This window comes from Dehalococcoidia bacterium (genome assembly GCA_040902535.1).
Classification (GTDB): Bacteria; Chloroflexota; Dehalococcoidia; order DSTF01; family JACRBR01; genus JBBDXD01.
Genome location: JBBDXD010000014.1, coordinates 27069 through 42010, shown reverse-complemented (window position 1 = coordinate 42010; position 14942 = coordinate 27069). Strand labels below are relative to the sequence as shown.

The 14942-nt window shown below is 65.2% G+C and carries 13 protein-coding genes; 10 read left to right on the top strand and 3 right to left on the bottom strand.

The features are described from left to right. Window positions 1–30: 30 nt before the first annotated feature. Both WEB52_06485 and WEB52_06480 read right to left on the bottom strand, forming a co-directional pair. Window positions 31–612, bottom strand: coding sequence for an archaellin/type IV pilin N-terminal domain-containing protein (locus WEB52_06485; GenBank protein MEX2226077.1), 582 nt, complete (start codon window positions 610–612; stop codon window positions 31–33). Between the two features lie 197 nt (window positions 613–809). Further along, entirely contained in the window at window positions 810–1388 is a 579-nt protein-coding gene (locus WEB52_06480) for a hypothetical protein (protein MEX2226076.1), read from the bottom strand. 235 nt (window positions 1389–1623) lie between these two features. Here WEB52_06480 and WEB52_06475 point away from each other — a divergent pair, with 235 nt between their 5' ends. Beyond that, complete coding sequence (locus tag WEB52_06475; GenBank protein ID MEX2226075.1) at window positions 1624–2340, top strand: response regulator transcription factor; 717 nt, start codon at window positions 1624–1626, stop codon at window positions 2338–2340. 78 nt (window positions 2341–2418) lie between these two features. On the opposite strand, the gene WEB52_06470 is transcribed toward WEB52_06475, so the two are convergent. Further along, the gene (locus WEB52_06470) at window positions 2419–4788 is read right to left on the bottom strand and encodes a hypothetical protein (GenBank protein MEX2226074.1); all 2370 of its coding nucleotides are present in this window, start codon (window positions 4786–4788) and stop codon (window positions 2419–2421) included. Here WEB52_06470 and WEB52_06465 point away from each other — a divergent pair. The 9 genes from WEB52_06465 (at window position 4783) to WEB52_06425 (ending at window position 14942) form a co-directional block, all read left to right on the top strand. After that, window positions 4783–5010 (top strand): hypothetical protein, encoded by a 228-nt coding sequence (locus WEB52_06465; protein MEX2226073.1) that lies wholly within the window; start codon window positions 4783–4785, stop codon window positions 5008–5010. The two genes, WEB52_06470 and WEB52_06465, sit on opposite strands and share 6 nt — an antisense overlap. A 182-nt stretch (window positions 5011–5192) precedes the next feature. Beyond that, window positions 5193–6146, top strand: coding sequence for a DEAD/DEAH box helicase (locus WEB52_06460; GenBank protein ID MEX2226072.1), 954 nt, complete (start codon window positions 5193–5195; stop codon window positions 6144–6146). Then, window positions 6058–7467: a Zn-binding domain-containing protein gene (locus WEB52_06455; GenBank protein ID MEX2226071.1), complete on the top strand. Its 1410-nt coding sequence runs from the start codon at window positions 6058–6060 to the stop codon at window positions 7465–7467. The genes WEB52_06460 and WEB52_06455 overlap by 89 nt, the downstream gene beginning before the upstream one ends. Window positions 7468–7469: 2 nt before the next feature. Then, complete coding sequence (locus tag WEB52_06450) at window positions 7470–8735, top strand: ribonuclease H-like domain-containing protein (protein ID MEX2226070.1); 1266 nt, start codon at window positions 7470–7472, stop codon at window positions 8733–8735. Between the two features lie 4 nt (window positions 8736–8739). Next, entirely contained in the window at window positions 8740–10632 is a 1893-nt protein-coding gene (gene uvrC, locus WEB52_06445) for an excinuclease ABC subunit UvrC (GenBank protein MEX2226069.1), read from the top strand. Continuing rightward, entirely contained in the window at window positions 10632–11288 is a 657-nt protein-coding gene (locus WEB52_06440; GenBank protein MEX2226068.1) for a protein-L-isoaspartate(D-aspartate) O-methyltransferase, read from the top strand. The genes uvrC and WEB52_06440 overlap by 1 nt, the downstream gene beginning before the upstream one ends. A gap of 203 nt (window positions 11289–11491) precedes the next feature. Continuing rightward, on the top strand, window positions 11492–12397 hold the full coding sequence (gene xerD / locus WEB52_06435) for a site-specific tyrosine recombinase XerD (protein ID MEX2226067.1): 906 nt from the start codon (window positions 11492–11494) through the stop codon (window positions 12395–12397). 37 nt (window positions 12398–12434) lie between these two features. Further along, the gene (locus WEB52_06430; GenBank protein MEX2226066.1) at window positions 12435–14354 is read left to right on the top strand and encodes a hypothetical protein; all 1920 of its coding nucleotides are present in this window, start codon (window positions 12435–12437) and stop codon (window positions 14352–14354) included. Between the two features lie 66 nt (window positions 14355–14420). Further along, window positions 14421–14942, top strand: a complete 522-nt coding sequence (locus tag WEB52_06425; protein MEX2226065.1) for a PaaI family thioesterase — start codon at window positions 14421–14423, stop codon at window positions 14940–14942.

The window sequence follows — 14942 nt, the reverse complement described above, 5'->3', positions numbered from 1 at the left end:
CGCCGCACGGGTTCCTTCCCGGAGGGTTAGCTAGTTGAGGTCGATAATGCTTTCTGCCAGTGACGCCGGAGTCAGCCGCTGGATCACCAGGTAGCTGCCCGTCGGCGGCTTCAGCTCCAGCGTGAAGCTGAAGTTCTCGGTGATTGTGCAGCCGCATTCGGCTGCCATGTCGATGTCGATTTGCACGAGCTCCCCTTGCTCAAGCAGCAGATCGCCATCGCCGAGCACCTCGGTCGCGGTGTAGTCCATCGTGTTCGTGAACACCGTCTCATCGACATAAGAAATCACGGTGCGGTTCGATGCGTCTGTCGAGTCCAGGTTCACCGAGTCGCCGCCGGCCGCAAGCGTCAGGCCAAACCGAAGATCGGTGATCGACGTGCCGTTGGAGTCGGCGATGATGCCGCCGGTCAACGACATCGAGCCGCGTGTCTTCGCCAGACCGGCATAGACTGCTTCCTTGCCTCGCTCCGAACTGAAGAGGCCCGTGCTGAGCACAACAAAGGCGAACACCGCTGCCACGACCACAAACGCGATGAGGACGATTGCCGTCTCGAGGCCCGTGATGCCGCGCTCGTTGCGCAGTCTGTGCACGAACTGCTTGACTCGGTTCATGACTAACACCTCCTGGGAGGGGAGACCCATCGGTTCGTGTATTCCCCTACGTGATAAAGGTCGTTCTCCCTAGGAGAAGTTCTCACGGTACGCGCACCCGATTTGCGTGGGTGTGAGCGCCCACGCGCGTATCGCGGCGAACGGCGGCGCCTGCTCGGTGAGTCAAGGGCGCCGCGTTGTGAGGATCAAGGGACTGGTTAGTTCAAATCGATGATTGTGTCGGAGATAGATGCCGGCGTGGTCCGCCGCACGACGAGGTACGACCCGGAGGGCGGCTTGATCTCCAGCGTGAAGGTGTCGTTTGTGCCAAGGGAGATCTGCGCATTCTGCGTGAGGTCGATGCCAACCTCCATGATCTCTCCCGGTCCTAACACGCTGTCCGCGTTCCCGACCACCGCCGTTACCGTGTACTCGAGATCGGGATCGGCGATCGCGCTGTCGATGTAGCTGATCACCGTGCGGCCGTTCGATGCCGCGGGATCAATGCTGACAGAGTCGCCGCCCGCAGCGAGCACGACCGAGAACGTCAGGTCCGTGATCTCCGTCTGGTCGGACGTCGCCAGGATGCCACCGGTCAACGTGATCGAGCCGCGCGTCTTCGACAGGCCGGCGAACACTGCTTCCCGCCCTCGCTCCGCGCTGAAGAGGCCGGTGCTGAGCACGACGAACGCGAAGACAGCCGACACCGTGATGAAGGCGATGAGGACGATCGCCGTCTCAAGGCCGGTGATGCCGTGTTCCTGGCGCAGTCTTCGGATCAGGTTGCGGGTGTGCATCCGCGTGTCGCCTCCATGCGGTCGCATGCATCGCTCAGGCGCTTCATGCACCTGTATTAAGGTCGTGATCAGCACCCAGGAGCCGCACGGTGATGCCACCCATCCGACCTTGGGTGCCTGCACCCATACGGCCACTTGCCGCGAAACGCATCCTCAGCCTTCGCAGGAACGGGGAGAATCAGCGAACACCCTTATGTGGGCGAAGCCGCGTGGGCCGACAATTGCTCAGGTAGGCATGGATAAGCAAGACAACCGCATCCGCGTCCTGGTGATCGAGGCCGATGGCCTCCTTCGCGACATGCTGCGCACCGTGCTTTCGAGCGAGCCTCGGCTCCTGCTCGTCGGCGCGACGGGTGATGCCGCCGAGGCAATGCGCATGGCGTCGAGCGAGCGCGCCGACGTCTCGCTCATCGGCCTCGATGCCGAGAGTGAGCACGACGCATTGAGGATTGCGCAGTCAATCTCCGGCGCGAAGGCCGGCTCGCGCATCGTCTTCCTTGGCGAACGCCCGGACCGCCGCACCCTGGCCGCGCTACCCGCATTCCGAGCTGCTGGCTGGTCGTACTTACTACGGCAGTCGGTGACTGACGTGGCAACGCTGGTGCGGGCCATCGATGGCGCGGCGATGGGCCTCGTCGTATTGGATCCGCTTGTCGTCGAGAGCCTCGGGCGACGCGAAACCCGTCTCTCGGCGCTCACCAGGCGGCAGCTCGAAGTGCTCTCGCTCATGGCGAAGGGGTACAACAACGCCGCTATCGCCCGTTCGCTGGTCCTCGAAGAGAAGTCCGTTGAGAATCACATCAACGCCATCTTCGGACAGCTCAACCTCAGCCGTGACAATGCCGCACACCCGCGCGTGAAGGCTGTCCTGCTGTACCTGCAGGAAACGCTGGGCACGTCCGACGAATCCGACGAGGCACAACCCGAGGCACGAAGCCGCAAGGCAGCCTGACTTCACCGCGGCCCGTCTCGCGCCCGTTGCTTACCAAGCCCCACTGCAACCGCATCCGAGACCCGTTTGGCCGTACCGCTACGCCGCGTCCTCGTCCGGCGAGCGTCGCCCATCGCCGTCACCGAGCGCGGTCGCGTCAACCTCAGCGTCTGCTTCCGACGGTTCGCCTTCGACGGCATCCGCATCGGCGGGGATGACCTCGGCAAGCGACGACACCTGGACGACGCTCGGCAGGACATCGTCCACCGCCGCCACCGGCATCCCAGCCGCTTCGTCCATCGACTCGAACAGTGCCCCGCCGTCGGGGATGCGAAACGTGACGGCCGTGGCCGGCAGCACGGGGGCGAGATAGGGCGGGGGTTCGGAGACGGGAATGACGCTGGGCTCGTCTTCGGGCAGCGCGAAGCGCACAATGGCCGGCCGGGGCTGAGGCAGCAGATCGAATCTCAGCGCGATCGACATGCCGGATGCATCGCGCGCGATCGAGATGGAGCAGCCGGCCTGTTCCCCGCGCTGACGGATATCGTCGAGGCGCTCCATGCTCAGAAGCGTGCGGGCGCTGATCCTCAGTTCACCCGCATCGTGTTCGAGCTTGAGCGAAGCATCGCAGGTGTTCGCGCCGGCTTCGCTGAATCCTGCGGCCGCCACTCGTAGTACGTCGATCATCGCTATGCAGAGCTCATCCGCCGGACGCAGGGAAGCGGAATCCGCCGTGGACACGAACCGGATGTCGACTGTGGAGGCGAGTTCGTGCGCGGTGGCCTGGAGATCGTCTTCGATCCGGCTGGCAGTTGAATCGGCATGCAGGGTGCCTTGCGCGACGATGGCGTCGTCGTCCTCCGTCCGCGCGCTTATCAGTGGCTCAGGCTGCGCGACGTTAGGCGCGAGCACGCGCGCGATGACGCGTAGCGCGCCCTCGGTGTCGACCGTCAGGCTGCCGCCGAACGCCCTCAGCGCCACCTCCCCTGCCAGGAGTGTTTCACGTGCAGCGTCCGCGTCGCCGCCCGACAGCTTCGAGGTCACGGCAGCAGTGATCTCGAGGCCGTCTCGCTGGATCGCAATCGTGACGCTGTCTGCACGACCGGCGTACGCAGTCCGGACCGCATCGCGGATGACGCGGTACACGATGAGCCGCAGCCTGTTGTCGATGGTGACCCTGCCCCCGCGACTGGACGCCCCGTCGACGTTCGCATCCACCTGGAGGTCGATCGTGACACGGTCCGCGAACTCCTTTTTGAGCGACCGGAGCGCGCCCGGAAGTCCGAGCCGCACAAGGCTCGGGTGCAACTCCTGGCCCATGCCGCGCAACCCGCGTTCACGCACTGACTCGAGTTCATCCATCGCCGCCCGATGCAACGCGATCGCCCGGTCCGGATCCGTGGCACTGAGGTTGTAGGCCTCCTCGGCCTGCGTGACGGCGATCATCAGGCGTGCCTGAATGCTCTCTCGCAGCTCGTTCGAGAGCAGCGCGTTGCGGCGCTCGTACGCGTCCATCACGGCCAGTGCGTCGACGTCTGCGATAACGACGATGGGTGCTGCGGGTTCCGCCGGGCCGGCTTCCGGTTCACCCGGCGACGCCTCCGGTGCTTCGATCACGGCGTGCGTTTCCGCGGCTAGGCCGCCTTCCTCCACTTCAAATGGCGCGTCGGCGTCCTCCATCTCATCGGGATGCTGCGCGACTGCAGGCGGCGCGGGCGAGCCGAGCGCGATACGCAGAAGGCCGATCGCGATGACAACTGCCAGCACGGCGCCGGCAATCGTGATCTGACCCTGGTTCCCGAGCGCCCGCCCGGCTTCCACCTGGATCAGGGACGCAGGCAAGCACGAGGCCACGAACCAGCCGTGGTCGATCTGCGTGTCTCTGCCGATGGCGCCGAGCCCGCAAATCGCTTCGACGCCGGCGATTTCTGCTCGCACACTGCCGTTCCCCAGGGTCGAACCACTCCACGGCTGCCTCAGCAATTCGTCGGGGACACCCGCTGAGAAAACGCCCTCGCTGTTGATGATGACGTTGTGGCCGCCATCGATGGAGGCGTTGAGCGTGTCGCTCCAGAGGACCTGCGGTTCGGCACGCGCGTACAGGAAGCCCCACACGGTTCCATCGGGATCGCGCAGCGGGGCACTATACTCGACATAACCACGCTCGCCCCCCTCAGGCAACACGATGTCCGAGTTAGCGGGCCCCAAGTTCGCGCGCGACTCGTTGAAGGCCGCGCTCCCTCGCACGCTTTGGATCGATCCGTCCGTGCTCTCGAGCACCAGCCCCGAGCGGTCCGCGACGGCGAGAACAGCCATTTTGTTCGTGTTCAGCCAGAGCAACTGCTGCATTGCATTCCGTCGCGCCTCGGGCGAGGCGGCGCGCGATCGGAGCGCCGGATCTTCCGAGTAGCGCAGGATCTGCAGATAGCCGTTGAAGGCATCGCCGGTCGCAAGGAGCGAGCTGTGCATGGCGAACGACGCAGCCTCTTCGGCGGCCCGCTGATCGGCGGCCCGGCTCGTGAAAGCGCGCGCGCCGAAGTACGTCAGAACTGCGACGAACCCAACTGCCAGGCAGACGACAGTAGCGGCGACTACGAGGGACGACGGACGATGCAGCCCTGCACGAAGCCGCCACCTGGAGGCGAGCGCCAGCCTCCCGCCAACGCGAGCGTCACCGTCGCCATCCTGTGACAGTTGAGGGGCGCCTGTTGCTCCCATAACGACGTATCTATCGTCGGTGCTAGCACCCAGGCGGGTCAGGGGCGAAACCCCTAAATGCCGCGCGTCGCCCGTCTCGTCGGCGGTCGGGCGTTGACGAACGCTCGTTCTGATCCTATACTCGGCATTCGAACGCACGTGCGAACGAGGTATGGATGCCCCTCGAACAAGCGCTGGAAGCCCTGCGCACCGATGCTGACCTCGCCGATGGCTTCGTCGAGTGGCGCGTGATGCCGGAGCAGGCCGCGCGCCACGCTCCCTTTCCCCTGGCGACCGACCCCCGTCTGGTCGAGGCGCTCGCCCGGAGGAGCATCGACCGGCTGTACACGCATCAGGCGGAGACGCTCGCGGCGGTGCTGCAGCGCCAGAACGTCGTCGTCGTGACGCCGACGGCATCAGGGAAAACCCTCTGCTACAACCTGCCGGTCGTGCAGACGATCCTCGAACAGCCTGAGGCTCGTGCTCTCTACCTGTTTCCGACGAAAGCCCTGGCGCAGGACCAGATGCAGGAGTTGCATGCGCTGATCACGGACCTGAGCGTCGATATCAAAACCTTCACGTACGACGGCGACACGCCCGGCGATGCCCGTCGCAAAGTGCGGGAGGCGGGGCATATCGTCGTCACGAATCCGGACATGCTGCACACAGGCATCCTGCCGCACCACACCAAGTGGGTGAAGCTGTTCGAGAACTTGCGTTACGTCGTGATCGACGAGTTGCACCAGTATCGGGGCGTCTTCGGCAGCCACGTCGGCAACGTGCTCCGGCGTCTGCATCGCGCGTGCAAGTTCTACGGTTCCGACCCGATCTTCATCTGCTGCTCGGCGACGATCGCCAATCCACGAGAGTTAGCCGAGGCTCTCGTGCGCAAGCCGATGGCGCTCATCGATGACAATGGCGCACCACGAGCGCGCAAAGTGGTCGCCGTCTATAACCCGCCGATCGTCAATCGCGAGCTGGGGATCCGCGAAGGCTCAGTCGGCGCGGCGCAAGATCGGGTCGAAGCTGCTCCAGGCCGGCGTGCAGACGATCGTCTTCGCACCGTCGCGCGTGCGGGTGGAGCTTCTGCTGCGCTACCTGCGGGAATCGTTGAAGCAGCGCATCGGTGAGGCGCCGAAGGTCGAGGGCTACCGCAGCGGCTACCTTCCGAACGAGCGGCGCGCCATCGAGAGCGGGCTGCGAGAAGGCCGCATCCGCGGCGTCGTGGCGACGAATGCGCTGGAACTCGGCATAGACATCGGCAGCCTCGACGCGGCCGTGCTTACGGGGTATCCGGGCACGCTGGCGAGCGCATGGCAGCAAATGGGGCGCGCCGGGCGCCGGAGCGGCCTCGCGTTCTCCGTTATCGTCGCGTCGTCGTCACCGCTCAACCAGTACGTGGCGACACACCCCGAATACCTGTTCGAGGCGTCGCCGGAGGCAGGCCTCGTAGATCCGGACAATCTCCTCGTCCGGATCAGCCACATCAAGTGTGCCGCCTTCGAAGTGCCCTTCGAGGAGGGCGAGGAGTTCGGCGCGGATACCACCGAACTCCTCGAACTGCTCGCGGACGAAGGCGTGCTGGTGAAGGCGGGAGGCCGCTACCACTGGATGGCGGAAGTGTTCCCGGCCGAATCGGTGAGTCTCCGGTCCGCCGCGATCGACAACTTCGTGGTCATTGAGCAGGGGCCGAAGCCACGCGTGATCGGCGAGGTCGATCGTCCGGCGGCGCCGCTTCTGATCCACGAAGAGGCGATCTACATGCATGGCGGTGCGCAATACCATGTCGACCGCCTGGATTGGCACGAAAAGAAGGCCTACGTGCGCAAGGTCGACGTCGATTATTACACCGACGCCAACCTCGCCGTCGACCTGGAGGTGCTCGAATCGTTCGAACGTGCGCCGGCACCTGGCTGCCATGTCGACCATGGCGAAGTCGCCGTACGCGAGGTCGCGACGATCTTCAAGAAGATCAAACTCGACACGAACGAGAACGTCGGTTGGGGCCGGATCAGCATCCCCGAAGAGTCGCGACACACGACGGGCTACTGGTTCGCGCTTGATGACGCTGCGACTACGGGCCTCTCGCGGACCGAGTTACAGGACGGACTGTGGGGCCTAGCGCACTTGTTGCGTCACCTGGCGCCTATCTTCCTCATGTGCGATCCACGGGATTTGCAGGCGGTCGCCCAGATCCGCTCTCCCTTTACGGAACGGCCCACGCTGTTCCTGTACGAGAACCAGCCCGGCGGCGTGGGCATGCCACGCCGCCTCTTTGAGATCCACGGTCGTCTCATGGGCGCGGCGCAGGAGTTGGTCACAGGTTGCACATGCGCGGCCGGCTGCCCGGGGTGCGTCGGGCCATCGATCGGTGAACATGGCACCAACAAGCGCGCCGCGGCATTGCTGCTGTCCCGGTTGCGAGAACCCGCGACGGTCGCGGTGGCCTGAGCGTGGTCATCGACACTCGTCTGGCACGCCTGCGGCATGCAGTGACGCAGCACACGGCCATCCAGCGGGCCTCCAACCGGCCACCGGACTCGATTGCCAGTCTGCCGCCCATCGACGTGATCCTGCGCGGCGACTGGCATGAGACCGATCACGGCCCCATCTTCATCCGCGACGAATGGTTCCCGCTTGACCACCGCCATGGCTCATCTCCGCTTCGGGCGGCCCTCGACGCGCCGCCGGAAGCGCTCGCGCACCTGCTTGGCGCCGCCGATGCACCGCGTGCCTCAAGCATGGCCTTCTTCGACATCGAGACGACAGGTCTTTCCGGCGGTACGGGCACCTGGGTCATCCTGGCGGGCCTCGGGTCGTATGAGGATGGTGCATTCCGCATGCGCCAGTACTTCCTCGCTGACATCGCGCACGAGCGGGCGATGCTCAGCATGCTCGCCGCCGACCTGGAGAGATTCGAAGGGCTGGTCACATACAACGGCCGCTCGTTCGACATGCCCTTCGTGCAGACCCGGATGACGCTGGCGCGCGTGCGGTATCCGTGCGAGAGGCATGCGCACCTCGATCTGCTCCATGCGGTGCGGCGCCTCTACCGGCATCGCATGCCGAATTGCCGCCTGTCTGAAGCAGAACGGCATCTCCTTCGCATCGATCGGCAGGACGACGTCCCGGGTTCGCTGATTCCCCCGTTGTACTTCGACTATGTCCGTGCCGGCCGCGCGGCGCCGCTACGCGCCGTGTTTCGACATAACACGGACGACGTGCTCTCGCTGGTCGGCGTACTCGCCGGGTGTGCGCGCTTGCTCTCGGCCGCCGAACTCAACCCGGACGATGCGATCGCTGCGGCGCGCTGGTGGGAGTACGCGCGCCGTCCCGAACGCGCGATCGCGCTCTACCGCGCCGCGCTGCCATGGCTCGAGGGCGGCGACGACTGGTCGTGGGCGGCGGCCCGGCACGCGCGTCTGTGCAAGCGCGCCGGCCTGCGCCACGAGGCTGCACCGCTATGGGAGCAGCTGTGGCAGCGCGGGGATCGCATGGCCGGCCTGGAGTTGGCCAAGCACCGCGAGCACCGGCAGCGCGATGCTGCGTCCGCGCGGGAAGTGGTGCTGCGCTTGCTCGATGCCGCGGAGGGTCGAGAGGAAGAATCACTGCATAACCGACTTCGCCGCCTGGAGCGTAAGCTGGCTCGCTCGGCGGGTGCCGGGGGCAGGGTCGCGTCGTGGCCGGGCGGGGGCATTGGACGCCGCTCGTTAGAATGAACGCGTGAGCGGCCGATTCGCCGAACAACTCGCCCGCGTGCCCTCCCATCCCGGCGTCTACGTCATGCGTGCCGGCGATGGCCAGGTGATCTACGTCGGGAAGGCGGCCAACCTGAAAAACCGGGTGCGGTCGTACTTCGGCTCGCCCGCGAGCATGGAGGGGAAGACGCGTCTGCTCTCCGAGCAGATCGACGACTTTGAGTACGTCGTTACGCACACCGAACAAGAGGCGATGCACCTGGAGGCAGCGCTGGTCAAGCGGCATCAGCCGCTCTTCAACGTCCGCCTCAAGGACGACAAACACTATCCGTACCTGAAGGTCGACCTGGCGGATCCCTGGCCCCGGGTCTACATCACCCGCCGGGTCGAGAAAGATGGCGGCCGCTACTTCGGTCCATTCGCCAACGCCGGCTCGGTCCGCCGGACGCTCGATATCGTCAACAAGCTCTTCCCATGGCGCTCCTGCACGAAGACGATCACCGGCCACGACCCGCGGCCGTGTCTGGACTACTACATCAACCGCTGCATCGCGCCATGCACGGCGTATTGCTCCAAGGAGGAGTACGACGAGGTCATCCGCCAGGTGATCCTCTTCCTGGAAGGCCGGACCGAGGAGGTCGTACGAAGCCTGAAGCGTGAGATGGCGGATGCTTCGACCGGCATGGAGTATGAGCGCGCTGCCCGCATTCGCGACCAGATCCAGGCGATCGAGCGTGTTACCGAGCGGCAAGCGGTCGCCAGCACCCGCCCATCGGACGAAGATGTCTTCGGTCTGGCGCGTGGGGACGACGAATCCGTCGTCCAGGTGCTGTTCATTCGCGGCGTCCGGATGGTCAGTGTCGACAACTTCACGCTGGACGGCACCCGGGACGAGCCCGACGACGGGATCATCGCCAGCTTCATCAAGCAGTTCTATGAGTCGGCGACGTACGTCCCACGGCGCGTGATCGTGCCCGCTCGTCTGCCCGAGCAGTCGCTGATCGAGGAATTTCTGTCCGAGCGGCGCGGATCGCGCGTCGAGGTGCTCGTGCCTCAGCGCGGTGAGAAGCGCCGCCTGGTCGAGATGGCCACGACGAATGCCCGCGAGGCATTTGATATGGCACGCGTGAAGTGGCTCGCGGACACCGGCAAGACTCGCTCAGCCCTCGAAGGACTCCAGGACGAACTGGATCTCCCGTCGCTGCCGGGTCGCATCGAGTGTTATGACATCTCGAATATCCAGGGCACGTCTTCGGTCGGGTCGATGGTGGTCTTCACCGACGGCCACCCCCGACCGCAGGAGTACCGTCGTTTTCGGATCAAGAGCGTCGATGGCGCGAACGACTTCGCGTCGATGGCCGAGGTGCTCCGCCGGCGGTTCCGGCGTGCGCGTGAGCAACTTCTCGCCGAGACGGGCGCGACGGCGCCGGATGTCGAAGCGCCGCCGGAGAACGGCCGGGCGCCGCGGCAGCGGCCCGACGAGTCATTCGCGGCTCTGCCCGACCTCGTGATCATCGACGGTGGCAAGGGTCAGCTCGCCGCCGTGCTCGACGTAATGCGCGAGATGGGGGTGAAGCACATCCCCACCGTCGGACTGGCGAAGCAGCACGAGGAGATGTATGTGCAGGACGTGTCGGAGCCCGTTGTGCTGCCGCGCAACTCCCAGGCGCTGTACCTCGTCCAGCGCATTCGCGACGAGGCGCACCGCTTCGCCATCACGTATCACCGGGGTGTCCGCAGCAAAGCGGGCATGCAGTCCGCGCTCGACACCATCCCGGGCATTGGACCGAAGCGAAAGAAGGCACTGCTGCGCAAGTTCGGCTCCGTGCGTGGCATCCGCGAAGCATCCGTGCAGGAGATTGCCGCGACGGTCGGCTTCACCGCTGCGCTGGCTGAGAAGGTAAAGGCCCAAGTCTGATGGAAGCGAAGGGCGGCCAGTTCCAGGCTCAGCGCGGCCGCCTGCTGGATTCGCTGCGGCGCGAGCTCCACGACCAACGCGTCGTCGAAGCGATCGCGGCGGTGCCGCGCGAGGCGTTCGTGCCCGCCGAACTGCGCGATCAGGCATACGAGGACCGCGCGCTGCCCATCGGCGAGGGACAGACGATCTCGCAACCCCTCATGGTCGGTCTGATGATCCAGGCGCTCGAACCCGATCCCAAAGGTCGCGTGCTCGAAGTCGGTACGGGTTCGGGCTACGCAGCCGCAGTGCTTTCGAAGCTGGTCGCTGAGGTCGTGACGGTGGAACGGAGCGACGTGCTGCTGGACCTTGCGCGACGAACATTGGAAACGCTGGGACTGAGCAACATCCGTTCATATCCGGCGGGCGACCGTCTCGGCCGGCAGGAAGATGCCCCGTACGACGGGATCCTGGTCTCTGCGGGCGCGCCGCACGTGCCGCGGATCCTGTTGAAACAGCTCGCGCCCGGCGGCCGGCTCGCGATTCCCGTCGGCGGGCCGCGCTCGCAGGAGCTTGTCACGGCGCAGTCGACGCCGCGCGGGGTGGAACTGCGGCGTCACGGTCCCTGCGCATTCGTGCCGCTGATCGGCGATGAAGCATGGCGCGAGGCCGGATAAGCCCGCGCCGGTGTTTCGATAAGGCTCAAGGTGCAATAACTACTACGAATCGCGCGGGCGCACCCCTATCTTGTACTCGTATCGATGCGACTCGAAATTGAGCGACGCTACCGCTGGACAGGAACGGGATTGGTGTTACAATCGCCCTTGCTTTCCACCCCCCTTGGCGCTTCAAAATCTGGTTTAGTCCGGCGAGGGCTTCAATGGATGATCACATTGGGCACTTTCTCAACTTCATGTCGGTGGAGAAGGGTGCATCGGGCAACACAGTCGCGGCATACAAGAACGACTTGCAGCAGTTCGACAGTTATCTCACGGGAGCAAGTCCCAACGGCAGAGTAAGAGATTGGGAGAAGCTCGACCGCGACGCGATCGTCGATTACTTGCTCGCACTGCGGCGCAAGAACTACGCCGAGGCGACGGTCGCCCGCAAGGTTGCTGCGCTCAAATCGTTCTTCCAGTACCTCCAGGCAGAGGGCACGATCCGTCGCAACCCTGCCGAGAGCCTTGAATCACCTCGCGTTGGACGCTCGCTTCCGAAACCGTTGTCGGTGACGGAAGTCGACGAACTTCTCGAGCAGCCACTGAAACGGAACACGCCTGAAGCAAAGCGCGATCGCGCGATGCTTGAGTTGTTGTACGCGACAGGTCTGCGCGTGACCGAGCTCGTGTCGCTCGAGGTTGACGACATCAACATGTCGGGGCCGTACGTGCGCTGCATGGGCAAGGGCTCGAAGGAGCGTACGATTCCGATCCATGAACAAGCAGCCGGCGCTGTTGCTGACTACATGAACGATGGTCGCGCTGCGCTCGTGAAGGCGCGCAAAGAGTCGGCGCTCTTTGTGAATCGCCGGGGCGAGCGTCTCACACGCCAGGGTTTCTGGCTCATCCTCAAGCAGTACGCGAAGGAAGCGAACATCGCAACGCCCGTCACGCCTCACACGTTGCGGCACTCATTCGCCACACATATGCTGAGGGGCGGAATGAACCTGCGCCACGTGCAAGAACTTCTGGGGCATGCCAATATCTCGACGACGCAGGTATATACGCAGATTGCGAACGAGCACGTCCGGCACGTGTACGAGAAGGCGCATCCCCGCGCACGCTGATCTTCCCGCCATTCGAGTCTTGTGGAGCCGCCTTCTCATGTGGGCGGCTCTCCTGTTGTTAGCGTGGGCGCTCACGGCTGCCTGTGACGACGCCGACAACGCCTCTCCGCCGCCCACCGCGACGACCGAACCACTGCCGACACAGCCCTCGCCGACGCCGGTCGCCGATCTCGCGGAGAGCATCGGCGTGCGCGGCGAACTGCCTCCGAACGACGCGATCGACCTGGCCGAACGTTACGGGCTTACACCGGGACGCGCGCCGTCGTCGAAGCCCTTCGCAGGTGAGGCCACGCTCGGAGACGATCGCGAGTTCCTGGTCCAGCGCATCAGCGCGGCGGCGTATCGGGGCGACGCTCCGCCGGAGAACGCAACCATCACGGCTATGCTGCTCGCCAAGAGCGACCACGCATACTTCTACGTCGACGATGCGCTGGATGTGGGTGCTGCGGACGCGCAGGCGGCGGCGGATGCGTTCGAGCGGGGTGTCTGGCCGGAAGTCACACGCGTGTTCGGACTCCCGGCCATCCCGGGTGTCGACGGCGATCCGCGCATCATCGTGCTACAGACGGACCTTGGTGGCGCAGTCGGCGGTTACTACTCGCCTGACGACGCATTCCTGCGTTCCGTCCGCCGGCTGAGCAATGAGGCGGAAATGGTCTATCTCGACCAGTCGCTGCGGATCGGCGGCGCGGCGTTCAACGTCGTGCTCGCGCATGAGCTGCAGCATCTCGTGCATGCGCACCTCGACAGCGGCGAGGAAGCGTGGGTGAACGAAGGCCTGGCGGAGGCAGCGTCAGCGCTGGTTGGCGGCGCCATGTCGTCGGTCGAGAGCTTTGCCGCCGAGCCTGCGATCCAGCTCAACACATGGTCGAGCGAGGATAGCTCCGCGCATTACGGAGCCGGTGCCGCGTTCACCCGGTATCTCGCGCACCGGTTCGGCGGCAACGCGGCGCTCGGTGAGATCGCCGCGGCGCGCAGCGATGGCGCAGCAGGCATCGATGAGTTCCTTGCAGGTGTGGCTGGCGTACCTTCCTTTCGGGACGTCTTTGCGGACTGGATAGCCGCGAACGCGCTCGATCGCGTCGAGGGCCCCTACGGCAATCCGGGCAGCCCGCTCGATCTGCGCATCGAGGACACACTCGCGCCGGGCGACAGGATCGATGCCGAAGCGACTCAGTTCGGCACCGATTATTATCTGTTCGAGGCGTTAGAGGACGTACCGCACACGCTCCGCTTTGAAGGTTCGTCGGAGGTCGCGATCTTGCCGACAACGTCCCCCGCCGGCGGGCCGATGCTCTGGTCGAATGCACAGGACGACGTCGACACGACGCTCACGCGCGCCATCGACCTTACGGACGCGACGACGCCCGCGCTGACGTTCAGGACGTGGTTTAAGATCGAGCCCTGGTATGACTGGGGATACGTCGCCGTTTCAACGGACGGCGGCAACACGTGGCGTGCGCTGGCGGGCGCGAATACGACCGATGACGATCCTGTCGAAGTAGCATATGGGCCCGGCTACACCGACACGAGCGGCGGCGCCGACGTCGCCGAGTGGGTGGACGAGCGCATCAGCCTCGCGGAGTTTGCCGGACAACGTATCCTGTTGCGGTTCGAGTATGTCACCGACGGCTCGACGCACGGCGATGGCTGGGCCGTCGATGACATCGCGATCGAGGGCACCGGTCTCACTGACCTTGACGGGACGGACCCGGATTGGGACTTCGACGGATGGGTGCGCATCGACAGGGCCCTGCCGCAGACGTGGATCGTGCGTCTGATCGCGGAGGGTTCGGACGGCGAGCCAGTCGTACTTGATGCGAGGATCTCGCCTGGCGGGACGGGCACGCTGACCTTCGACACCGTGGGGCTTCAGGACGTCGTGGTCGCCGTTGCCGCGTCCACCGAGGGTACGACGCAGCGGGCGCCGTACAGCATCGAGCTACTGCGCGAGTGACGCTCGCGCCTCGTCTGGCGCGGGGGTATGCTCATCGAACCATGATCCCCAGCCGTCAACGCCGCCATGCCTGACGAGACCATCCGCGCGCGGCTGGACCATGCCATCGAGCGCCTCGACGACGCGCAGCGGCAGCGGCTGCTGGATTGGGCGGGTTCGATCAGCACCAACGTCCAGAACGCCCGGTCGCCGGGCTCAAGCATCGGACCGCTCGCGGAGCAACTGCACATCACGAACGGCGGCATGGCCGGTGGCCGCGCCACCTACTACCTCGATGTCGCGCCCAACCTTTTGAACCCCCACGGCGTGTTGCATGGCGGCGCCGTCTACGTCATGGTCGACTACAGCATGGGCGGTGCGACGATGTCTGTGCTCCCGCCGGGCGAGATCTGCGCAACGATTGAAGTCAAGATCAGCTACCTCGCAGGCGTGCGCGGCGGCCGCCTGACGTGCGCCACCGAGATTATCAAGCGCGGCAAGAACGTCGTGTTTCTCGAGTCGAAGGTTACCGATGACGTGGGAGCTGTGGTCGCCGCAGCGAGCGGATCGTTTGCGGTCATCAGGCCGTCGACCGTGCCGGGAACGTGA